Source organism: Paenibacillus sp. JT31N7 (assembly GCF_059692095.1).
Window position 1 is genome coordinate 728,314 of the sequence record NZ_JCAUAT010000002.1, and the last position, 20,950, is coordinate 749,263.

Sequence of the window (20,950 nt, forward strand, 5' to 3'; positions counted from 1 at the left end):
ATGTTTACTTGATGTCGTAGAACTTGTACAGATCGTCGAGAAGCAGATTAGCCGCTTTAACGCCGCCCGCGGTGTTCCAGGTTACGTCGTTCACCTTCTGGGCTTTGCCGTTCTTCACCACGTTCAGGTTCTGCCAGAGCGGGTCCTTGGTAATCGCTTCTTCCTGCTTCGTACCGTTGCCGTCGCCGGTTTCATACGTGAAGTAGAACAGACGGTCGGAATCCACTTCCGGCACGCGCTCTTTCGTAATTTCCTCCACGAATGTATCCTTGGCTTTTACAGGCGTACGGGCAATGCCGATCTGCTTGAAAATAATGCCGGTAAACGTATCGTCGAGATAGATGCGGGTTTTGCCGGCCATAAAACGCACGACGGAAACTTTCTCTTTCAGTTTGTCGCCCGCTTTGGATTTGAAGTCTTCAATGCGCTTGTCGAAGTCGGCGATCAATTTCTCGCCGTCCGCTTTTTTGTTCACCGCCTCGGCGTAGAGGCTGAAGTTGTTCTTCCACTCGCCGCGCAGCGTTTCGGAGAACACGGTCGGCGCGATCGCGCTGAGCTGCGTGTAGACCTTCTCCTGGCGCATTTTGTTGCCGATGATCAGATCCGGTTTCAGGCTGATAATCGTTTCCATGCTCGGCTGCTGCTCGTCGCCTACGACGGTTACGCCTTCCATATCGGCCTTGATGTGGTCGTACCATGGGTTACCGGTGAACGATTTAACCGCTCCGACCGGCTTGATGCCCAGAGCCAGCAAGGCTTCCGTTCCTTCATTCGTCAGAATGACGACGCGTTTCGGCGCAGCCGGCACTTCGGTCTCGCCCATGGCATGTTTAACCTTGATCGTTTGTTTCGCTGTATCTCCGGGCGCGGGCGATGCCGCTCCCCCATCCGAAGCCTGGTTGCCTTTGCCGCATCCTGCCAAAGCAAGCGCCATCGCAAGGACAATCAGACACAATACGTAAGATTTGCGTGCTGCTGATTTCATTCGTTTTATTCTCTCCTGTCCGCTCTTGGTGATAATGATTATCATTCACAAGGAATAATACCTTTTTACAGCGAGGTTGTCAACCTGAAAACTCTCGTTTTTCCGCTAAAACGATTCCGTATACCCGTGTAAAAATCTTCCTTTGCCTGCCGCGCTCTCTCGCTTAAAGGAAGGGTTCCTTGTATAATTCCACTAGAAAGACCGTACGGAACTGAACACTCCGGCAAAAACCGCGCCAAATGAACGGACCGTTAAAGCAGCTCGGCATATCGTGCCGTCCTTCCTTTGGCCCTTGCCCGGATAGAGCCCCGCATACGGCCCTAACCGACGGCGCGATTCCATACCTTTAAAGGAGAGTCGATATCTCTTGACCATGCTTCTCCTCGCCTGTTTGTTCACTCTGATTATTCACGCGGCCGAAACGTCCGCCTACGCCTTCCGGCTGGCCGGAATCCGGACCGCCAAACTGGCTGTCGCCCTTTCCCTGGCGGGAATGATCGTCCTGATCTCGCGGACCTCGAACATGGTACAAGGCCTGATGATCTCCGGCATCGCCGATAAGGCGGGACAAACCGATCCCCATCTGGCGCTGGCCCCGTTCCGCTTCGTCCTGATGTCGGCATCGGTCGGAACGGCCCTGGCGATCGTGCTGTTTCCGACGCTCGTCTCCTTGTCGGCGCGGATGATCGCCCATTTCGAAGTCACGGGGTCCATTCCGCTTCTGCTGAAAGCTACGGCCAACGTGCACGGCATCAAGCAGGCCCGCAAGCACCTGCGCCCGCCCCGCCTGCAGATGCTCTCCCGCCTGCGGATCGGCGGGGTGCCCAAACGCCTCGTGCTGCTCAATGTCGTCGTTACGGCCATCTATACGGTCGGCGTCCTGTCGGCCCTGTACGCGTCGGCCTTCAGCCCCGACAACAAGTCGCAGGCCACCATGTCCTCCGCCCTCATCAACGGCATCGCCACCATCATTATGACGCTGCTGATCGACCCGAAGGTCGGGCTGCTGACGGACCGGGCGATGCACGGCAAAGCCAGCCAGGAGGCCGTAAACAAAATGTTCGGCCTCCTCATGCTCTCCCGTCTGGCCGGAACGATTCTGGCACAGGTGCTCCTCGTCCCCGCCACTTCGTTCATTCTGTGGGCGCTCACGCTGTTCTGAGGGGGGAACATGCGGCCGCAAGCCTCCGATTTGCTACCGGAGGTTCTTTCACGTATGATGAGGAAAAATCCGCCTTTCAGGGCTATGACGGGACGGTGTTACCTCCATGATCGGCCCCTCCGCAGGAACTGAACGCATCATCGCCCTCGATATCATCCGCGGCTTCGCTCTGCTCGGTATCTTCCTGGTCAATGTGCCGACCTTAAGCGGAAGCGAATTTGCGGTCTACCACGGCGCGGACAGATGGCTCCGGCTGCTGTTCGATTTGTTCGTTCAAGGAAAGTTTTATCTGATATTCTCCTTCTTGTTCGGGCTCGGATTTTACATCTTCATGTCGCGCGCCGAACAAAAGGGATACGGGCCCGGCCTGTTCCGCAGACGCCTGTTCGTGCTGCTGCTGATCGGCTTCCTGCATCTGGCGCTTCTGTGGAGAGGAGACATTCTGACTCTTTACGCCATCACAGGCTTCCTGCTCCCCGCTTTTTACCGGATGAGAACGGAAACCGTCCGCACGTGGGGACTCCTCCTCGTACTCGGCTACCTGCTGCTCATTCTCGGCCTGCCCGCCCTTATCGTGGTGCTGGTCGCGTACGCGAGGGGAGGAATCGACCCCTCGCTGGGAGGCCCCCTATACACGCAAGCCGAAGCCGCCGCAAGCCTCCATGCCTTCCGGACGCTGTCCTGGCCCGACTGGCTGGCCTGGCACTGGCGCAGCGAAGTGTGGGACTCGCTGTCCAGTCAGCTCTCCCTGCTGCCCGTCGTCCTCGGCATGTTCCTGCTGGGGCTTGCCGCCGGTAAGAGCGGCCTGCTCCGTGACGCAAGCGCCCACCGGGAGCAGTGGCGCAGGATCCGCAGCCGGGGCCTCGCGGCCAGCATCCCGCTTTTGGCTGCCATCGCCGCCATTTACGCTATCGGGGCGGAAACCGAGCTGAGCCTCGTGACGTTCTTCCTCGTCTACATGAGCGGGTTCACGCTGGCGTTTGTCTACATCGCTTCCCTTGTCCTGCTGCTCCAAAATCCGATTTGGCAGCGGCGGCTCCGCTTCCTCCAGCCTTACGGCCGGATGGCGCTGACCAATTATTTGACACAGACGGTCCTCTGCGTCGTTCTGTTCCTCGGCTTCCGCCTGTACGGTCAAGTCAGCCTATGGCAGGGCACCCTGCTCTGCCTCGTCATTTACCCGCTGCAGATCGCCTTTTCGGCATTCTGGCTGAAAAGATTCCGCTACGGGCCCGCCGAATGGGTCTGGAGAAAATGGACCTACGGCCGCCTGTCGCCGGGACGCGAGGAAACCCGGTGAACGAATCGCCGGGAAACTCCGGAAAGCTCCGGAAAGATCCGGGGAGATCCGGGAAGCTCCGGGAGCTCCTGGCGGCTCTGAGTGGCTCCGGGGCCGATACTAAATCACCGGGCCCGCCGCGCTTGCGGCTCAAACCCGCTGGCCCGGTGGCCGGTCCAACGGCAGCAGATGCAAGGCCGCCACAGAACGGTTTAGGTCCCGGATCATGACGGCGCTCAGCCTCCGTCACCCTGTCCGGGCCGCCGCCACGGGTCACGTTCACGCTCCGGCCCCGCCGCTTCCCCGGCCTCCGCAGCCGCAAAAAAACAGCCCCTTATGCAGGCAAGCATAAGGGGCTGTTTTCGCTGTTTAATAAAGCCTGAATTCTTTCTTGTAAACCGCCTCGTCGTCGTTGGAGTCCATAATCCGGACTTCCAGCGTACACTTGCCGGGAAGCGGCAGGTAAGGTCCCTGGGTGTAATAGGTGTACATGTTGTACCCCTCCAGCCAGTTCTCTTCCTGATTCTCCTGAAGCTCCAGCGGAATCTGGATAGGAGCCAGCGTGGCCTCCTCCTCTTCCTTCGGCTCGTACTGGGCGTTCATCTGCACATGCTTGGGCGGTCCCATCGTATCCAGCACCCAGACCGTCACCTTGAACGTGTTGGTCCCCGGTGCTTTCGGTGACACTTCGGCCGTCATATGGACGCTTTTGCCCATCTCGTGCCAGTTCAGCGGCTCATTGGGGGGAGCCGGAGACAAGTAAGTCAGGACGCCGACCACGGCCAATATAATCAGCATAAAGCTGAAATCGACCTTATAGAGCTTGGCTGTCGCCCTATCCCGCTTGTTCTTCAAGGTATAGCGCAGGAAGGCGGCCGTTCCTACAACAAGCACGACGACGCCAACCTTCACGAGCATAAGAATACCCCACTGGGTATAAAAAATCATGTCCAGACTCGGCAGGAACAACAGCGCCAGCACAACACCGCTTACGGTAAGCGCGATAATCGACCAAAGCGCCGCTCCGGAGAAGCGCCCCAGGAAGGAGGTAAACTCCTCCCGTCTGTTCCGGTACACCGCAGCCGCCGCCGTCAAGCCGCCTACCCAGACGGCCGCCGCCGCCAGATGGATAAAATCGGCGGCTATGCTTGCCCAGACAGGCGGGAACGTTACCGCATGGCCGGATAGGGATTTAACCGCGAGCAGAGCGGCCGCCCAGACGTAATCCAGCCAGGCCGCTCGTCCCAACAGCACAAAGCCCGCCAGAGACAAGCCAAGCGAAACCAGCCAGGATATGCCGATTCCCGTGCCCGTCAGCAGACTGCCGAGCTGGGAAAGTTCTCCGTCGCCGAGGAGGGCCTCCACATGTGTAAGAATGACAAAAAGCAGAGCGACCAGGTAAAAACGCTGCAGATTCAGCGTCCATTTCGCGGAAACGTCCTCCGGCAGCCTGCGGCCGGATCCGGAGCGCCTCCAAAGCAGCCAGCCGGTCAGCGCGAGCATCGCCGCATACCATAGACCGCGCGCCGCATATTGGATCAGCCCGTCTACGCCCGTGCTGCCGAGATTATGGTTGTGCCCGGCAGACGTACCGTCCGTATTGGCGTTCCCGGCTGCGGGCGCCGCTTTGCCGACCGTGAGCGGATAACTGCCGCCCACCGGGTGGCCGTCACCGGAGATGACGTGGTAAGACACCACGTAAAGCCCGTCGTCCAGCTTGGGCAGTTGCAAAAAGATCCCCGTCCGGTCTTTCGTCATCGCCGCCGCATTGTCCGTAACCTTCGCGCCGGACTGATCGAGAACGCGTATATAGTAGACGCCTTCTTCAAGCGCCTCGTTAAAGGTCAGCTTGATCTGTTCCGGCGCCTGCGCGAGCGTACTGTTCGGAGCGGGATCCGTCCCGGTCAGAATCGCATGCGCAAACGCCTCCCGGGGAAACAATCCTCCCAGGATGACGAGCAGGCACAGCAGGCCAGCCGCTATAAAGGCCCGCCTAGCCGGCTTCACTACCTTTTCCTTCATGTTCAGTCCATTCGCCCCCCGCAATTTTGTGAGTCACGCTTCCCGGAACTAACTGTCTCCGGGAAGCGGTTTGCGGCCCGTGTATCCGTCATGCCGGCTATGATAATAACCGATGCGTTCCTCTCCGCTGCGCCAGCAGAGGAGGACTTCCTCGCCTTCCAGAATGGACGGAAAATCCACCAGGCCGGAATCAATGTCCTTAAGCTCGATTCCTTGATGATAAAAGTGCTGAATCATTCCGCGGGCTTCGATCTGCAGAAATTCCAGATCGCATTCCAGCTCGAAGAGCGGATCGTACGGCTCATTCCCGCCCAGCTTGCGGACCGCTTGTCTTTTTTCACGGAGCTCCGTGTACTTGTCCTCGAACTTCTTCTTGATTTCCTTAAGACCGGAAATCTGGTCCTGCACCGAAGGCAGCAGGGCATTGGCTTCCTCTACCGTAAAATATCGTTTGGCCATTTACTCACCCCCTAAGATGAGTGTACCAGAAACAGGTTCCCCGAATCGAATGTCTTGAGCCGTCAGCCTCTCCAGTATACGCGATGAAAAAGGAGGAAAAAGAAAACTCAGATGACAATTCCATGAATGAAGGGCGAAGTCCTGCTTCTGCGTCTGTCTCTGTGCTGTACTTTCAACGAGTATTTCAATAAAATCATGTCAAACCCTATTTTCCATAGAAAGGCGGCCCCGCTATGAGCTTGTCCAGCCAGAAATTTTATGTGGTGGATGTATTCGCCGAAAGTAAATATGCGGGAAATCCTCTCGCCGTCATCGTTTGTCCCGAGCCGCTGTCCGCCCCGGACATGCAGAGCATTGCCCGTGAAATGAATTATTCCGAGACCACGTTCCTCCAGCCGGAGCCGGATGCGGACGGAAGCTACCGGGTCCGTATCTTTACGCCGAACAGCGAGCTGCCGTTCGCCGGTCATCCTTGTCTGGGGACCGCCTGGATCGTCCGTCACCTGTACAGTCACGATGCACAAGAAATTACCCTGAAAGTTCCCGCCGGAAACATTCCGGTCACGTTCGGCAGCGATGGCGTCCTGTGGATGGAGCAGCTTCAGCCTTCTTTCGGAAGCCTTGTTTCCGCTTCCGCCGCAGCAGCGGTAATCGGACTGGCAACGGAGGAAATCGACGAGCGTTACCCTGCCCAAGTGGTATCGACCGGCATCCCCTTCCTCCTCATTCCCGTGAAAACCATCGCTTCCGTGCGCAGCGCGGTTTACCGCTCCGAAGCGGCGGCCGCGCTCCCCGCCGAGGCCGCCGTTCCCGTCATGCCGTTCTGCCCGGAGACTTACGACAACGCGAACGGGATCAACGCCCGCGTGTTCGTCGATGAGCTCGGAGTGCCGGAGGATCCGGCTACGGGCAGCGCTAACGGCTGCCTGGCCGCTTACCTGGCGCGTTACCGCTATTTCGGCGGCCCCTCCGTCGAAACGTCTGTCGAGCAGGGTTATGAGATCGGCCGCCCGTCCTTGCTATATTTGCGGGGGAGCGAAAATGACGGCCGCTTCGCCATACATGTCGGCGGACGCGTATTTTTTACGGCGCAGGGACAGCTCGTGTAAAGCGGTCTTAGCATCTGAGCCCAACCGGGCAATTCGGTCCCCGGCTCACCTTTCAAAATTAAAAAAACATTTCGGCCTGCCGCAGGCTGAAATGTTTTTTTAATTAAATGAAGCCGGTAAACGCGCCTCAATCCAGCAGCCGTTTCACGTTCATCTCCAGCTCGACCATCGAGAAGGGCTTCGTCATGTATTCGTAAACGCCGAGCTTTTGCAGCGTGTCCACGTTCTCTTCTTTTTTTCGACCGGAAAGCATAAGCACCTTGCACATGTCTCCCGTCACGGGCGGTTCGGCTTTAAGACGCTCCAGCAGCTCGATTCCGCTCATTTTGGGCATGATGCCATCCAAAATGCACAAATCTATGCCGCCCTCGCGGAGTCGCTCGTAGGCGGCTTCTCCGTCTGCCGCCTCTTCGATATCGAGAGGCAGGTGCTGGAGACCCGAGACGACGATGGCGCGCAAAATTTTATCGTCATCCACGACGAGCAGCTTGGGACGGCGCCGGAGGCTCCCTCCGATGCCGGCCGGGGCAGCTTCCGTCTCCTCCTCGATATAGATCCGGTCTTTGCCGTCCTGTTTCGCCCGGTACATCGCCCGGTCGGCTCTCAGAATCCATTCGTCGTTGGACAGATCCGGATTCCAGGACGACACGCCCGCAGAGAACGTAATCCAGTAGTCCTCCCCTTCGTCGGACACGATCGGCTGAAGATGCGCCATCTCGAGCAGCGCGCGCAGCGACTCCGCCGCCGCTTCCGCTCCCGTCCCCGGCATGACCACGACAAACTCTTCTCCTCCGAAACGGAAAACAAGGTCCGTCGAGCGCATCCGGGTCTGCAGCAGATGGGCGAGGCCTTGAAGAACCAGATCCCCCGTGTGGTGACCGTGCCGGTCGTTGATCCGCTTGAAATTATCGATATCGATAAAGGCGAGCGAGATGGCGGACGGATAGCGCTGCACCCTCTCCAGCTCCAGCTGAATCTGGTGATCGAAGTACCTCCGGTTGAACACCGCCGTTAGAGGATCGCGGAAGGCCAGCTCTTCGAAATTTTTGGTTCTTTTCACAATCCCGTAAATGCGTGCGGCCAGCTCTTCATATTGAAAAGGCTTCGTTACGTAATCATCCGCACCCAGATGAAAACAGCGCACTTTATCGCTTAAATCATCACGGCCGGACAACACGATCAGAGGGACCCATTTCAAAGTCGGATCTTCCTTGAGAAAATCGAAAAGCTCATAGCCCGACTGCGGGTACATCATAAGATCCAGCGTAATCAAATCGTAGGACTGCCGCCGCAAAAGCAGCTTCGCGGACGGCACGTCGCTCGCTTCGTCCACTATGTAGCCGTCCAGTTCAAGCCGCCGCACCAGATACGTGCGCAGCACATCGTCATCGTCTATGATCAACAGGCGCCTTTTGCCGCCCATATTGTGTACGATCCCGTTTTCCTTCTGTTCGTCCAACTCGAGCTCGATCACCGAAACATCGTGTTCCATCAGCAGATGACGGATATATTCGCTCGTATGCTTGACGCTTTCATTGACCAGAGGGGTGAAATCCGCCGTCAACGCCGCAGAAGGATGAAGGGACTGCGTCCATTCCCACACGCGGACAAGTTCCTCGGCGATTTTGCCGATCCTCCCGAACTGGAACATGGGGGCGCTCCCTTTCAGCATGTGAACGATCCGGTACATGTCCTGGAGATCCTTCATCTCGGGAGAGGAAGCTATAATCACCAGCAGGTCATCCATCTGTGCGATTTGGTGGGCCAATTCCTTCATGAACAGCCTGCGCCCCTGCTTCAGCAGCCGTTCGTCTCTTCCCTTGGCATCTGCGCCATGCCCCCGGGAGCTCGGTTGATTCATGGTTGAGATTCACTCCGTTCGTAATCGAGTAATCGCTGTCACGCGCCGCCTATAAGAGCCTCCACGGTATCGACCAGTTGCAGAGGGCTAAACGGTTTGACAATATAAGTGCTGACACCGGCCGCAGTCGCTTTCTCGCGGTCCTTGTCCTGAGCCTTGGCGGTCAGCAGGATAACGGGCACTTCCCGGTTGATTCCGCCTTCCGAGCGCAGCCATTGGCACACCTCGACCCCGGTTTTCTCCGGCATCATGTAATCCAGAATGACCAGATCGTAACGCTCCTTAACGAGCTCGGCAACCGCTTCTTTGCCGTCCATAACCTCCGTGATGGCGTATCCTTCGTCCGAAAGCGTCTCTGTCAATAAAAACCGGAGCGCGGCTTCGTCGTCTGCAAGCAAAATGCGGTATGGATTCAAGCCCATTCCTCCCGTTCGTCTTCGGTCTGTTTCTACACCGATAGGGTTCGATTAAAATTCCCGAAATCCTTCCATAAACCATCCACCGCAACTTTTTATCTATAATAGCACATGGGCCCGACCCGGGTAAAAAAATTGCCAGCCTCTGGGGAAGAAGCCGGAAGACACAGAAAAACGGCGGCCTTAGAGGTCGCCGTTTTATGGTGTCGCGGCAGCTTCTTTCAGCCGCTCGCGTGTTTTTCCAATGATCTTGCGTATGCTGTCTTCCGATAGATGAAACGTCTGAATCAGCTCCAGCACGGTTGAACCGTTTTGGTATAACCGGAATATTTCGCGGTTGCGCCGTTCTATGATGAGGCGGGTTCCGTTATTTTCTCCCCAGCCTGCGCGTTTCTTCTCTTTCTTCGGAACGTAAATGATCTCTCCCTGAATGTAATTCTGCAGCTCTTTAAGCAAGCTGGCCGGAAGAATATCCTTGCCGTTCTTGTAACTCATCGGATGAAAACCTCCTCGAATTGGTCGTGTATGATCCGTACCGCATCGTCAAACGTAGAGGGTCTTCATCTTCCGCACCTGCTATCATTCATAAGGAAAGATATACACGATAGGTATCGTGCCGCAGCTTGTATGTATATACAAACAGGTGAACGGTACTTCCATGATGATAGCAGTTAGAAAATGAGCACCTCTACGGTGACTTTCACTCTTACTGTTTGAACAAACTTCATGGAAAACATCTCCTTTCACCTAGTTTTTTTGGGTTTACTATTTCCAATTATATGGAGTCGGCCCGTTTTTGTCACGCATATTCACATATCTTTCAGGAAAATAAAAACCGGGGGCGCTGCCGCCCCCGGTTCGACACGGGCTTCCGCTTACGCAGAAGCCACCTCCATTGTCGTGTTCATTGTTCCGAATCACTCCTTTCCTGATAGAGTGGAGCCGGCCGGCTGCATCTCTATTAACGCACACCTGCGGGACCGTTCTCAAGGGGAAGATTCGTTATAATCGTTCTTTCCAAAAATTCCTTGGCGGCGTTCCGCTTCGGCGGGAACAGGATCGGATTTCGCAACGGGGCTCGGATTAGATGCGGTCCGAATCCTGCTGCGTCATCTTCAGAAGATCAGCCAAAGCGCGGACTTCCGCTTTGATCCTAAGCCGGCGGAACACCGGATCGAGTGCGCCGGCCAGTCGGTCACAGAATCGGTCCTCGGGACCGGGCTCAGGCGGTTCGGCAAATTGAACTGCACATCCCGCCTCAACCCGGAGACAACGGGCCGCATTCTGACTTCGAAAGGACACCTGCACCGGCTCTCTAAGATGGCCTCGGACAAGCGGCCGCAGCGAATCGTCCGCTGACTCCAGACGCCAGCGCTATCAGTCCGGGGAGCCTGCCCAGCCGAGCGGCGCTGTCCGCAGGACAAGCATCAACCGCGTGTGACTGGCCCCTCGTTATGCGGTGCCTCTGCGCTCGCTGCGACTGGCCGCCCGTCATGCGATGCCTCTCCGCGCACTGAAACTCGCACGGTGCCGCTTATGCTCCCCACGGCGGGCGGACCGCTACGCCCGCCTCGTCCAGCGCCGCCCGGACCGAGCGGGCGATGGCCGCCGCGTGCGGGCCGTCCCCGTGCACGCAGACCGTCTCCGCGGTCAGCGGCACGGTCTCGCCGCGCGCACCGGTCACGGCGCCCTCGCGCACGAGGCGCAGCACCTGGGCGGCCGCCTGCGCCGGATCGCTCAGCAGCGCTCCCGGCTCCGTCCGGGGCGTCAGGGTGCCGTCCGGCCGGTACGTCCGGTCGGCGAACGCCTCGGCCGCTACGCGCAGCCCATGCGCCTTCCCGGCGCGGAGCAGTTCGCTGCCCGGAGGCCCGAGCAGCACGAGACCGCCGCCGCTGACGCGCAGCGCCGCCCGGGCGACCGCATCGGCCAGATCGCAGCGTGCGGCCGCCATGTGGTACAGAGCGCCATGGGGCTTCACATGGCGGAGAGTGCCGCCTTCGGCCTGTACGAAGGCTTGAAGGGCCCCGAGCTGATACAAGGTCAGCTCGTAGACTTCTTCGGCGCCGACCGCCATCTCCCGGCGGCCGAAGCCGGCCAGGTCGGGCAGCCCGGGATGCGCGCCGACGGCGGCGCCTTTCTCCAGGCAAAGCGCCACTGTCCGGCGCATGACGCCGGGATCTCCCGCGTGAAACCCGCAGGCGATATTCGCCGAGGACACGCTTTCCAGCAGCTCCTCGTCCCGGCCGAACCGGTAAGCGCCGTAGCTTTCACCCATGTCGCAGTTCAAATCGATCGTGAACATGTCTTATCTCCCCATCCTTGCGCATACTCCGGTCTGAAGCAGCCTCAGGTTCATTTCCTGGCGCATAAGCTCCGCCTGCGCCTCATGCAGGGTCACTTCCGCGAAACGCACGGACGCGCCGGGAGCAAGCTGGCCCAGAACCGGCAGATCCGCGCTGATGACATGCCCGATTCGCGGATACCCGCCGGTCGTCTGGCTGTCAGCGGCCAGCACGATCGGCTGTCCGTCCGGCGGAACCTGGATGGTCCCGGGCGCCGTGCTTTCCGATACAAGCTCGCCCGGAACGGACAGCTCCAGGGCAGGGCCTTGCAGCCGGCAGCCCATGCGGTCCGATTGGGGCTGCACGCGGTAAACATTCGCGGTCAGGGCGTCCAGACCGCCCTTAAATCGGCCGCTCTCACTTCCGCGGACGACACGAAGAACCGCGGGGTCCCCCGCCGTCCCGCCAGGTCTTACGGCCAAGGAAGCCTCCCACGGGGCGGCCTGAACTTCCCTGCCTTCAGCGGAAGCCTGGAGCCGGAGCTCTGCCATCATCCGTTCCGCCGCGGGAGACGGCCTTCCCGCTTGAAGTTCATCGCCGGCTTGAAGCGGCCGCCCCTCCAACCCGCCCAGTCCGGCGCGGGTATAGGTGCTCCGGCTGCCCAGCACAAGCGGAACGTCGACGCCTCCCGCAAGGGCAAGATAGCCGCGGCATCCGCTGCGTGTGCTGCCCAGCGCAAGCAGCGTCCCCGCCCGCATATAGACGGGCCGCCAGCCGGGAACGGGTTCCCCGCCGGCGTATACCGCAAGCTCCGGCCCGCACCACGCGGCGAGCGTATCTTGAAGCAGCAGCAGCCGGGGGCCCTGCAGCGTCCATTCTAGCACGGCCGCATGCCGGGGATTACCCGCGAGAATGTTGGCCGCCTGCATCGACAAGGCGTCCATCGCCCCGCCGGCGACAAAACCGAAGCGGCGGAAACCGAAGCGCCCCGTATCCTGCACGGTCGTATACAGCCCGGGTTTTTCGACAAGCAGGCTCATCCGCGGTTCCCCTCCTTAGAAATATCCGTTTCTTCTCGGCACAGCCGCCCGTATTCCGCTTCCTCTACAGGCACGAAGCGGACCGTATCCCCCGCCTGCAGAAGCACGGGAGGATTTTCCCGCGTCCGCAGCAGATCAAGCGGCGTACGGCCGATAATATGCCAGCCCCCCGGAGAAGGAAGCGGATAGATTCCGGTCTGGCTGCCTCCGATTCCCACCGATCCGGCCGGAATGGCGAGTCTGGGATTAGCTCTCCGGCCAAGAGCCAGTGAAGAAGGAAGTCCTCCCAAATAAGGGAATCCGGGCACGAAGCCGATCATATAGACCCGGTACACGCTTCCGCTGTGCAGCCGGACTACCTGCTCCGGGCTCATGGCAAGCGCACGTGCGGTATCCTCCAGGTCCGGACCGAAGGAGCCTCCATAACATACCGGAATAAAAATTTCCCGCGAAGGAGAAGCTGGGAGAACCGAATGCTCCGCAGCACCCGTTTTCAGAACACGCTCCAGATGCCTGCAGATCCACGTGTAAACGACAGGCTCTCCGCCTGCCAGCATAGCCTCGGTTTCTTCCAGCTCCGAAGGAGAAAAATGCCTTCCGGCGGCTACCGCCGCCTCTACGACGGAGTACCAGACCGTGACCGTTGTATAGGTAGGTACGATTTCGACTAGTCCCGGAAACGGGCTGCGGCTTATCGCTTCCGCCGCCTCCAGAACACGCCGGTGTATGTCTTCGGATATGCTTTCACCCAGACGGAGTACAACCGCTTGGTCTCCAAGCGGCTCGAAAACGATTGCAGAACTGCATTTAGGCTCCACTTTTTGCGTCTCCCCGTTTCAAAATATCCCCTGCCGTGTATTATTTAGTAGACATGAAAAAAAGACCTCTGGCGGGAGATCTTTTTTCGAAAGACGAAGGAATCAACGGACTCCTTATATTTGATATTGTAATGGACCTTTGGGATGCGATTCGATCAACCGATCAAACATATTTGTAAGTCGCTAAGACAATTAAACCACACCAAATAAGCATTGTCAACCATGTATTTCCGAGGCGCTGTCCGGACGCTCATACAAATCCAGCTTTTCTTTGAGCGCGTAATTTTCCTGCAGCAGGCGTTTGATAAACGCTTTGTCCCTCTCTTTTTTGTCGAGAAGATCCTTATATTTTTTGAACATACCCAGAGAGACCATCACTTTTTCTTCAATCTCGTCCATCTCTTCGCGGATGTTTGCCAGGCAGCTCCCCGTAATGCGCGACTTGCTGACAGTCATAATATTGGCCAGCAGTACGTAACCGGTAAGCTGCTTTTCTTTGCCCGCTTCCAAATACGTATAGCTGCCCTTGAGTTCTACGGATACGCTCGGAATGCCCGCTGTGTGCGTAATAGGCGCGATGATCGTGTTCCCGGAATGTTTGTTGCCGACGTCGTTTTGTAAAATGATGCACGGACGCTCTTTCTCTTCTTCGCTTCCGATGCCTTTTCCCAAATTGCATTTGTAGACTTCGCCGCGGCGCAGGGCACGCGTTTTCGCTTTATCGGACAAAGAGTCCAGATAGATTTTCGTTTTAAGCCACTCCAAGTAATCCTGAATGCGGGTAAGATCCGTTTTCAAAGGGCCACCTCCGTTGTAATTGCTGCGGTTTGCCATGAACAAAATTCCCCTTTCGTGCTGTGTAAGAAATATTCTGTTTTAAGGTAAACTGGGTAACGGATGAACCTGCCGGACATGGATACTGCCTCTGCCCGAGAAACCATTCCGGATTTCATTCGTTATACTCATGTATAAACCCTTTTTTACGAAACATTAAAACAGTCCAGTTGATCTTTCACTACCCGAAAAAGGAGCTCTTGAAACCGCCGTGACTTGGGAATCTATAAAAAGTGTGCTGACCGAAGAGAAGATTGCGCTGTTTTTGTCTCATTATAACTCTCTCGGTCCTTTGCCCGGTATATTGCTGACGTTTATCGAAGCGTTCATTCCTGTTCTTCCGCTATTCGTGATTGTCATGGGAAATGCCGCGTCCTACGGGCTCGGCTTCGGCTTCCTGTACTCTTGGCTCGGCACGAGTCTGGGCGCGATCTGCCTGTTCCTGCTGTTCCGCAGACTGTCCAATACCGCATTTATGCAGAAGCTGACCCGTTCGCCCAAATTGCGCAACGGGATGAATTGGATTCATAACCACGGATTCGGCACGATCTTCCTGCTGAGCTGCTTCCCGTTTACGCCTTCTTCGCTGGTCGTAGTGGCGGCGGCCCTGTCCCGGGTCGAGAAAATGATTTTTCTGCCGGCTATCGTTGCGGGGAAAGCGGTGATGGTGTTTACCATGGCGTTCGTCGGGTACGACATCATGTCTTTTATCCGCCAGCCCTGGAAGTTCCTGATCGTCCTGGTCGTGATCGGCCTGCTTTGGCTGCTCGGCAAAAAATTCGAAACCCGTATGCACCGGGCGTAAAGGCCTCCGCTTATGGCGGAAGAGCCCCGTTCCGCAGTCGCTTACTTGAGAGCTCCTCGCCGAGGGGCTTTTTTATTTGGGCATGGCTTCAAAAAAAGCGCATCAACCGGATTAGAAACAACCGGGCATGGAGTAAATCATTGACAGTGTGCTCCGCCTGTCCCATCTTTATTCGCCGCTGCCGCCAAGGGACGGCCCGTTCTCCGCAATCCGCGAGTAGCCGGCAGGGCCTCGGGTCACCGTTACGAACGGATTCTCTCCTGCAGAAAGGCCAGACGGAAAATCTGCTTCGGACGCCCTTTGGAAACGCCGCGTTCTTCGCCGATGACGTCGACAAGCCCGGCGTCCTGCCAGGCCAGCAGGAAGCGGTGGGTGCTGCGCACCGTCACGTCCAAAACGGCCGCAAGCTCCTGCGCCGTGTAATCCAGCTTGCCGAACCGGGTCACATACGCGACCAGCCGGCTCAGGTAAGCGGGCGTCATCCCCGCCCTGCCCGCTTCCTTGATCAGTTCGGCATCGAGCAGGGACAGGTCGAAGCGGTTGGGCTCCGTCATCTCCAGCGGACCGATGACACTGCGGTCCTCGCGCACGATGAACGTGATGTTGCCTCCCGCATCTTTGGAGCGACGCAGGGCAAGGCGCGCATGCGTACCCGCTTCGTTGGCGGAACGGCCGAAGCCGATGCCGATGCTCAGCGTGAGGTCGTGCATGAGCGACAAATCTTTGGCCAGCGGAATGGATTTGTAGCCGCCCGTCTCCCGCTCGAATATCCCTCTCGTCGTCATGAACAGAAACTCGTCCCCGCCGAGCGTGTTCAGATACCCGTCGAGATGTTCGACGTAGTCCAGCACGATCCGGTGAAGGTCCAGCTTCATCCGCTGCACTTCGTGCTCGGAGCCCGATCTGGCGGCCAGCCGCTCAAACCCGTCGATGTTGATGAACCCGATGACGATCTGGCCCTCTTTGCTCCGGCGCGTTTCCGTGGAGAGCAGCGCGCGCTGCAGCGAAATCGTCATATCGTGCTCGGTCGGGGCGATCCATTCGCTGCGCAGCCCTTCCTTCGTCAGAGCCTCCGCAACCGCCTTCATTCCTGTCAGGGCGACCGTTTCCCTCGATGCCCCTGCCCGGTGGAAGTCGATCAGCTCCTGCGGGGTGCCGTCGCTCTGTCCCCCGTAGCAGACCACGTCCATACCGTTCTCCCCGAGTTCCCTCAGTGCCTTGGCGACGACAGGCTCCGTCAGTCCGTCCACGGTCAGTTTTCCGGGAGAGCCGGTATGTCCGGCCAGATAGAGCGCGCGGTACAAGCCGGTGCCCGTCAGCGGCACATAGTGCGCCGGAATCCGGAACGTGACGCTCTGCTTAGCCAGGCGGAATGTGTCCGGGTCCGTAAAAAGCAGCACCTCGGCCTGCTCGCCGAGACGCTGAACGTCCGGAAGCCCGTTCGGCTCCCCTTCCCATTTTAAAGACAAAGGATGAAAAGAAGGAAACGCTTTGATCGTCTCCTCCGCTTTATCCAGGAGCTCTTCCGGACCGATCAGTCCGATCATAATTTCGTCCCGGCTGGGGGGTCGTTTTATTTCCATGCTGCACATCCTCCTTGTCCCTGGCCGGATTTCCGCTGCGATAAGCACGTACTCGGCGATTGTGTATTGTAGGCGTTTACATTCTTTCTCTATTTTAAAGAAAGACTTCATTTAAAGACAAATCTTTAAATTGTCTTTAATTAAATTTAATGTTCTTTCTTTTTAAAAAATGGTGTGACGAATATCACAAAGGACTTGTCATATCTTAATAGAGAGGTGAGTTTATTTATGTTTGATATACTCATATACCAAAAGCAGAAAGTTAAAGTCATCTGCGGCAATGATACCATTACCGGCGTCATTTCCAATCATTACGAACAGTTTGGTCTGATTAAGATGAATAACGTTCTTCTTCCGATCGAACACATTCTCATGATTGAAGTTGTGGAGGAAGAGAGCGATCCGTTCTGTTATGCGGTCCTGCCCGCTCAATCGATTAATAAAGGAGCTTCCTTACGGGAAATGCTCTATTGACTGACCCGCAGCCGGCCCTTTGACCCGAGGGGCCGGTTTTGCTTTGCCCGAAGGCATGTTTTTCGTCCGGAAAAGGACGCTAAACCCATTAGACGAAAGTTTCTCCAAAAAGTCGCGGTGTGCGAAGAGGAAAAATTCTCTCGCCTTGTTGCTCCCCACGCGTTACGGTATATTGGGTACATCGTTATACCAAGAACCATTATTTATGCAAAGGACGGGCTGATATGTCGCTTAAAACCCTCAAATGGCTGGCCGCTTTGACCCCTGCCCTGTTTATCGGAGGATTCGAGTTTATCCGGCATGAATTCATGCTGAGCTATATGTCCATGGAAACCGGAAACTGGTACATTACGTTCCTTACTCTCCTCGTCTCCTACATATTCGCCACCTGGATGTTCCGCAGCATCGAGCGTACCAACAACCGGCTGGCCCGCGAAACATCCAAACGCGCCGTTTATGAAGAACGCGAACGGCTGGCCAGGGAATTGCACGACAATCTCGCCCAGACGCTGTTTTTTATCAACGTGAAACTGAAGCAGGGTAAAACCGAAGAAGCCAAAGCCGCCGTCTCCGAAATCGATCATCATCTCCGTCAGGCGATTTTCAATCTCCGTACCCTGCCCGAGGAAGGAACCTCCTTCTCGCTGCGCATCGGCAAATGGCTGCAGGACTGGGAGGTGCTGACCGGCATTGAAACCGTCCAAAATCTGCGGGCGACCGACAAAGTTCTCACGGCTGCCGAAGAAGTGCAGATTTTCGCCATCGTCCAGGAAGCTTTCACCAATATCCGCAAGCATTCCCGCGCGACCCAGGCTTCCATCGATCTGGAAACGAGCGGCGCGGAATGGTCGCTCAAAATCGCCGACAACGGAGTCGGATTCTCGGAAGACGAACCCCAGCGGCACCGTTACGGCCTGACCATGATGCGCAAGCGGGCCGCCGAGCTTGGAGCCTCGTGGGAACTTCAGTCTTCGCCGGAAAACGGCACGGAGCTGTCCGTCACATCAGCAAGGAGGAAACCCCATGTCAAAGACCTGTTATCGCGTTCTCATCGCGGATGATCACCCGCTTGCCCGCCAGGCTATCCAGAGCTTGCTGGAGGACGATCCTTCATTCACCGTCGTCGGCGAAGCCTATAACGGCGAGGAAGCGATCGCCCTCTGCGGCAACCTGCAGCCGGATGTGGTGCTCATGGACATCCACATGAGACCCGTGAACGGCCTGGAGGCGACCCGCCAGATCAAACAGCGCTACCCTCACATCCGCATCGTGATCCTGACGGTGTCGGACGATGTGGCCGATCTGTTCACGGCCGTCCAGTTCGGCGCACAAGGCTATCTGCTCAAAAATATGGACCCTGACGAATGGCTCAGCTACCTGCACGCCCTGCTCGACGACAATTCCCAGGTGGCCCGCCAGATGGCGGACCGTCTCATGCGGCGCTTCCGTCCGTCGGGGACACCGGCCGCTTCCGGCCAGCCCCTGCCGCAGCTCACGGCCCGCGAACATGAAATCGTCCTCTATGTCGCGGAAGGCTACAACAACCGGCAAATCGCGGAAAAGCTGCTCATTTCGGAAAACACCGTTAAAAACCACATGAAAAATATTTTCGAAAAACTCGGCATGGATAACCGCGTCCAGCTTACCGCTTACGCCGTGAAACACGGTATGTCACGAAAAGATCATAACTAGGAGGCAAAAATAGCCCAGTTGAGTCATACTTTCTCCCGCCCGCATTGGGTACAGTAGAAGTACTACAAGATTGCGAGAGAAAGGGAGTTAATCATGAACAAGCTTAAAATCCAAGCGGCCGCCGTTGTAGCCGGTTTGATGCTCTTTGCCGGCGTGGCCAGCGCCCACGTTACCGTTAATCCTGCCGAAGCGACGGCGGGTTCCTATCAGAAATTTACGGTTCGCGTACCGACGGAAAAAGATATTCCGACTACCAAAATCGAAGTGAAATTCCCGATCGACGCCGTATCCGTCTCGCGTTTCGAGCCGAAACCGGGCTGGAAATACGAAATTGCCAAAGACGGAGCGGATAAAATCACGGGTGTGACCTGGACCGCGGAGAACGGCGGCCTGACCAAAACCGAATTCGGTGAATTCAACATGCAGGGCAAGGTGGCCGACAACGCCACTTCCATCGTCTGGAAGGCTTATCAGACTTACCAGGACGGCAGCGTAGTGGAGTGGACCGGCGCCGAAGGCTCGGACAAACCCGCTTCCGTAACGAAGGTAACCGCCAAACCGGCCGGCGGGGCGACGGACAGCCACGGCCATACAAGCACGGCGCCGGGCAGCGCCACGGCGGCTCCCGCCCAGCAGGCGGGCGCTTCCGCGAGCAATACGCCGCTCTATCTGTCGATTGCCGCTGTGGTACTGAGCGCGGCTTCCCTGCTGCTCAGCCTGTTCAGAAAGCGCGCCTAAGCGAAGTTACCTTCCGTTTCCGTCCCGCTGGATCAGCCGGGCGGAAACGGGAAAAAGCTGCGGGAATGACGATTCCACAGCTTTTTTTGTTCACTTGAAAAGACCTGAACCGCTCTTTACGGCGGTTCAGGTCTTTTTTGCGGCGTGACGGCGCGGAGCGACGAAGGTTACGCAAGCGGCCTCAGGCTGCTCTGAGACGCTGGAGGCGGCCAGAGCAGCCTGAGGCGAGGCAAGAGACGCTGGAGACGGCGGGAAGCGGCCTCGGGCGACGGCGGGTCGCCACACGAGGCGAGACGCCCCGGGGCGACGGATACGGCGCGACGCCTTAGAGGCGAGGCTCCGCCTACAGCCCGACCCGCTGTCCCGTCCGGCGGCTCTCGTTCGCCGCTTCGATGAAGCGGATCACTTCCAGCGTCTCCCGCATGCCGACGGCCGGCTCACCCCCGCGGAACAGCTCCATGACGCGCTCGAGCAGGCACGCGTAGACGGGCTTCGCGTCCGCGGAGATATCGACCGCTCGGCTCCCCCCTTCGCGGTGCACCACCGCTCCGAACGCGGGACTGCCCGCGCGGCTGCCGCGCACGGTCCCGATGCGGCCGTCGGCCCAGACGCCGACGACCACCTCGTGCGTCTCCCCGGCTGCCGCCGTGACGTGCACGCAGCCCGGGCCAAGTGCGGCGTACAGCATCTCCACCATGTGGATGCCGTACCAGAACAGGCCGGGCTGCGTCGGCTCCAGCGCCAGCGGGCCGAAGCAGTCGGCTCCGGTGACCGCCCCCTTCTCCGAGCCGCGAAGCGCTTCCGTCAAGCCTTCGGCGAAGCGGAGAGACGAGCTGCTTAGGAACGGGACGCCATGCCGCTCGGCCAGGGCGGCTATTTCGCCGGCATCCCGGGAGCTGACGGCCAGCGGCTTGTCGACGAAGACCGGCTTGCCGTAAGAGGCAATCTGCCGGAACTGTTCGGCGTGCACCCGGCCGTCCGCCGATTCGAGCAGGATGGCGTCGCATGCCGCCGCAACGGCCGCGGGAGAATCGGCGATTTCCACGCCGTATTCAGCTTGGAGCTTCTCGGTGAACCCCCTCACGCGGGAGCGGCTCAGCTCGAAGTCTTCCGAGCCGCCCGGATAGGCGATCACGACCCGTCCGCCCGGCACATGCCAGGGATGCTCCGAGTCGTTGAGCAGTTTCGTAAATTCGACGGCATGGGAGGTATCCAGTCCGATCATGCCGATCCGTAAACTTGGTTGCTGCATCCTTAACGCCCCCGTTCAGCTTTCCCGGCTTATGTAAGCCGCTGGGTTAGTCGTGTAGCCGTTTTGGTAAGGGTCTCCGGCAAAGAAGACCGGGCAGCCGCAGGAGCTTGAATAACCGGCCTGCGGTCCGCCTCGTTTA

The 20,950-nt window shown here is 57.9% G+C and carries 20 protein-coding genes; 8 read left to right on the plus strand and 12 right to left on the minus strand.

Annotated elements, in window-relative coordinates:
* Positions 1 to 4 precede the first annotated feature (4 nt).
* The gene (locus AC58P5_RS13555; protein WP_497387223.1) at positions 5 to 985 is read right to left on the minus strand and encodes an ABC transporter substrate-binding protein; all 981 of its coding nucleotides are present in this window, start codon (positions 983 to 985) and stop codon (positions 5 to 7) included.
* Between the two features lie 373 nt (positions 986 to 1,358).
* Here AC58P5_RS13555 and AC58P5_RS13560 point away from each other — a divergent pair, with 373 nt between their 5' ends.
* Both AC58P5_RS13560 and AC58P5_RS13565 read left to right on the plus strand, forming a co-directional pair.
* The gene (locus AC58P5_RS13560; RefSeq protein ID WP_497387582.1) at positions 1,359 to 2,147 is read left to right on the plus strand and encodes a lipid II flippase Amj family protein; all 789 of its coding nucleotides are present in this window, start codon (positions 1,359 to 1,361) and stop codon (positions 2,145 to 2,147) included.
* Positions 2,148 to 2,253: 106 nt separating this feature from the next.
* Positions 2,254 to 3,447: a DUF418 domain-containing protein gene (locus tag AC58P5_RS13565; protein WP_497387225.1), complete on the plus strand. Its 1,194-nt coding sequence runs from the start codon at positions 2,254 to 2,256 to the stop codon at positions 3,445 to 3,447.
* A gap of 348 nt (positions 3,448 to 3,795) precedes the next feature.
* On the opposite strand, the gene AC58P5_RS13570 is transcribed toward AC58P5_RS13565, so the two are convergent.
* Together AC58P5_RS13570 and AC58P5_RS13575 are read right to left on the minus strand one after the other, a co-directional pair.
* The gene (locus AC58P5_RS13570) at positions 3,796 to 5,448 is read right to left on the minus strand and encodes a copper resistance CopC/CopD family protein (RefSeq protein WP_497387227.1); all 1,653 of its coding nucleotides are present in this window, start codon (positions 5,446 to 5,448) and stop codon (positions 3,796 to 3,798) included.
* Between the two features lie 48 nt (positions 5,449 to 5,496).
* Positions 5,497 to 5,907, minus strand: a complete 411-nt coding sequence (locus AC58P5_RS13575) for a DUF2203 domain-containing protein (RefSeq protein WP_497387229.1) — start codon at positions 5,905 to 5,907, stop codon at positions 5,497 to 5,499.
* Positions 5,908 to 6,140: 233 nt separating this feature from the next.
* On the opposite strand from AC58P5_RS13575, the gene AC58P5_RS13580 reads away from it, so the two are divergent.
* On the plus strand, positions 6,141 to 7,016 hold the full coding sequence (locus AC58P5_RS13580) for a PhzF family phenazine biosynthesis protein (protein WP_497387231.1): 876 nt from the start codon (positions 6,141 to 6,143) through the stop codon (positions 7,014 to 7,016).
* A gap of 127 nt (positions 7,017 to 7,143) precedes the next feature.
* Here AC58P5_RS13580 and AC58P5_RS13585 read toward each other — a convergent pair whose 3' ends face one another.
* From AC58P5_RS13585 to AC58P5_RS13615, 7 genes are all read right to left on the minus strand, one after another.
* Complete coding sequence (locus tag AC58P5_RS13585) at positions 7,144 to 8,877, minus strand: diguanylate cyclase (protein ID WP_497387233.1); 1,734 nt, start codon at positions 8,875 to 8,877, stop codon at positions 7,144 to 7,146.
* 38 nt (positions 8,878 to 8,915) lie between these two features.
* Positions 8,916 to 9,293, minus strand: coding sequence for a response regulator transcription factor (locus AC58P5_RS13590; protein ID WP_497387235.1), 378 nt, complete (start codon positions 9,291 to 9,293; stop codon positions 8,916 to 8,918).
* A gap of 198 nt (positions 9,294 to 9,491) precedes the next feature.
* Positions 9,492 to 9,788 (minus strand): CD3324 family protein, encoded by a 297-nt coding sequence (locus tag AC58P5_RS13595; RefSeq protein WP_009676152.1) that lies wholly within the window; start codon positions 9,786 to 9,788, stop codon positions 9,492 to 9,494.
* 1,039 nt (positions 9,789 to 10,827) lie between these two features.
* The gene (locus tag AC58P5_RS13600) at positions 10,828 to 11,595 is read right to left on the minus strand and encodes a LamB/YcsF family protein (protein WP_497387237.1); all 768 of its coding nucleotides are present in this window, start codon (positions 11,593 to 11,595) and stop codon (positions 10,828 to 10,830) included.
* Between the two features lie 3 nt (positions 11,596 to 11,598).
* On the minus strand, positions 11,599 to 12,615 hold the full coding sequence (locus AC58P5_RS13605) for a 5-oxoprolinase subunit C family protein (RefSeq protein ID WP_497387239.1): 1,017 nt from the start codon (positions 12,613 to 12,615) through the stop codon (positions 11,599 to 11,601).
* The gene (pxpB, locus tag AC58P5_RS13610; RefSeq protein WP_497387241.1) at positions 12,612 to 13,433 is read right to left on the minus strand and encodes a 5-oxoprolinase subunit PxpB; all 822 of its coding nucleotides are present in this window, start codon (positions 13,431 to 13,433) and stop codon (positions 12,612 to 12,614) included. Before pxpB ends, AC58P5_RS13605 begins: the two co-directional genes overlap by 4 nt.
* Before the next feature lie 216 nt (positions 13,434 to 13,649).
* Positions 13,650 to 14,267, minus strand: a complete 618-nt coding sequence (locus AC58P5_RS13615) for a type II toxin-antitoxin system PemK/MazF family toxin (protein WP_497387243.1) — start codon at positions 14,265 to 14,267, stop codon at positions 13,650 to 13,652.
* 211 nt (positions 14,268 to 14,478) lie between these two features.
* On the opposite strand from AC58P5_RS13615, the gene AC58P5_RS13620 reads away from it, so the two are divergent.
* Entirely contained in the window at positions 14,479 to 15,072 is a 594-nt protein-coding gene (locus AC58P5_RS13620) for a TVP38/TMEM64 family protein (RefSeq protein WP_497387245.1), read from the plus strand.
* 242 nt (positions 15,073 to 15,314) lie between these two features.
* Here the strand turns inward: AC58P5_RS13620 and AC58P5_RS13625 are convergent, their stop codons facing one another.
* Positions 15,315 to 16,655, minus strand: a complete 1,341-nt coding sequence (locus tag AC58P5_RS13625; protein ID WP_497387247.1) for a hypothetical protein — start codon at positions 16,653 to 16,655, stop codon at positions 15,315 to 15,317.
* 228 nt (positions 16,656 to 16,883) lie between these two features.
* Between AC58P5_RS13625 and AC58P5_RS13630 the strand changes: the two genes are divergently transcribed.
* From AC58P5_RS13630 to AC58P5_RS13645, 4 genes are all read left to right on the plus strand, one after another.
* Positions 16,884 to 17,129 (plus strand): hypothetical protein, encoded by a 246-nt coding sequence (locus AC58P5_RS13630; protein ID WP_497387249.1) that lies wholly within the window; start codon positions 16,884 to 16,886, stop codon positions 17,127 to 17,129.
* 224 nt (positions 17,130 to 17,353) lie between these two features.
* Positions 17,354 to 18,190 (plus strand): sensor histidine kinase, encoded by an 837-nt coding sequence (locus tag AC58P5_RS13635; RefSeq protein WP_497387251.1) that lies wholly within the window; start codon positions 17,354 to 17,356, stop codon positions 18,188 to 18,190.
* Positions 18,153 to 18,821: a response regulator gene (locus AC58P5_RS13640; protein WP_497387253.1), complete on the plus strand. Its 669-nt coding sequence runs from the start codon at positions 18,153 to 18,155 to the stop codon at positions 18,819 to 18,821. Before AC58P5_RS13635 ends, AC58P5_RS13640 begins: the two co-directional genes overlap by 38 nt.
* Before the next feature lie 93 nt (positions 18,822 to 18,914).
* Complete coding sequence (locus tag AC58P5_RS13645) at positions 18,915 to 19,559, plus strand: YcnI family copper-binding membrane protein (RefSeq protein ID WP_497387255.1); 645 nt, start codon at positions 18,915 to 18,917, stop codon at positions 19,557 to 19,559.
* Positions 19,560 to 19,902: 343 nt separating this feature from the next.
* Here the strand turns inward: AC58P5_RS13645 and AC58P5_RS13650 are convergent, their stop codons facing one another.
* Positions 19,903 to 20,811 carry a Gfo/Idh/MocA family protein gene (locus AC58P5_RS13650; RefSeq protein ID WP_497387257.1) on the minus strand — a complete coding sequence of 303 codons (909 nt, stop codon included), beginning with the start codon at positions 20,809 to 20,811 and terminating at the stop codon, positions 19,903 to 19,905.
* Positions 20,812 to 20,950: the final 139 nt, after the last annotated feature.

Coding starts and splice junctions, on each gene's coding strand:
- AC58P5_RS13555 (WP_497387223.1), bottom strand. CDS start 985: ATGAAATCAGCAGCACGCAAATCTTACGTATTGTGTCTGATTGTCCTT.
- AC58P5_RS13560 (WP_497387582.1), top strand. CDS start 1,359: ATGCTTCTCCTCGCCTGTTTGTTCACTCTGATTATTCACGCGGCCGAA.
- AC58P5_RS13565 (WP_497387225.1), top strand. CDS start 2,254: ATGATCGGCCCCTCCGCAGGAACTGAACGCATCATCGCCCTCGATATC.
- AC58P5_RS13570 (WP_497387227.1), bottom strand. CDS start 5,448: ATGAAGGAAAAGGTAGTGAAGCCGGCTAGGCGGGCCTTTATAGCGGCT.
- AC58P5_RS13575 (WP_497387229.1), bottom strand. CDS start 5,907: ATGGCCAAACGATATTTTACGGTAGAGGAAGCCAATGCCCTGCTGCCT.
- AC58P5_RS13580 (WP_497387231.1), top strand. CDS start 6,141: ATGAGCTTGTCCAGCCAGAAATTTTATGTGGTGGATGTATTCGCCGAA.
- AC58P5_RS13585 (WP_497387233.1), bottom strand. CDS start 8,877: ATGAATCAACCGAGCTCCCGGGGGCATGGCGCAGATGCCAAGGGAAGA.
- AC58P5_RS13595 (WP_009676152.1), bottom strand. CDS start 9,788: ATGAGTTACAAGAACGGCAAGGATATTCTTCCGGCCAGCTTGCTTAAA.
- AC58P5_RS13600 (WP_497387237.1), bottom strand. CDS start 11,595: ATGTTCACGATCGATTTGAACTGCGACATGGGTGAAAGCTACGGCGCT.
- AC58P5_RS13605 (WP_497387239.1), bottom strand. CDS start 12,615: ATGAGCCTGCTTGTCGAAAAACCCGGGCTGTATACGACCGTGCAGGAT.
- AC58P5_RS13615 (WP_497387243.1), bottom strand. CDS start 14,267: ATGGCAAACCGCAGCAATTACAACGGAGGTGGCCCTTTGAAAACGGAT.
- AC58P5_RS13625 (WP_497387247.1), bottom strand. CDS start 16,655: ATGGAAATAAAACGACCCCCCAGCCGGGACGAAATTATGATCGGACTG.
- AC58P5_RS13630 (WP_497387249.1), top strand. CDS start 16,884: ATGTTTGATATACTCATATACCAAAAGCAGAAAGTTAAAGTCATCTGC.
- AC58P5_RS13635 (WP_497387251.1), top strand. CDS start 17,354: ATGTCGCTTAAAACCCTCAAATGGCTGGCCGCTTTGACCCCTGCCCTG.
- AC58P5_RS13640 (WP_497387253.1), top strand. CDS start 18,153: ATGTCAAAGACCTGTTATCGCGTTCTCATCGCGGATGATCACCCGCTT.
- AC58P5_RS13645 (WP_497387255.1), top strand. CDS start 18,915: ATGAACAAGCTTAAAATCCAAGCGGCCGCCGTTGTAGCCGGTTTGATG.
- AC58P5_RS13650 (WP_497387257.1), bottom strand. CDS start 20,811: ATGCAGCAACCAAGTTTACGGATCGGCATGATCGGACTGGATACCTCC.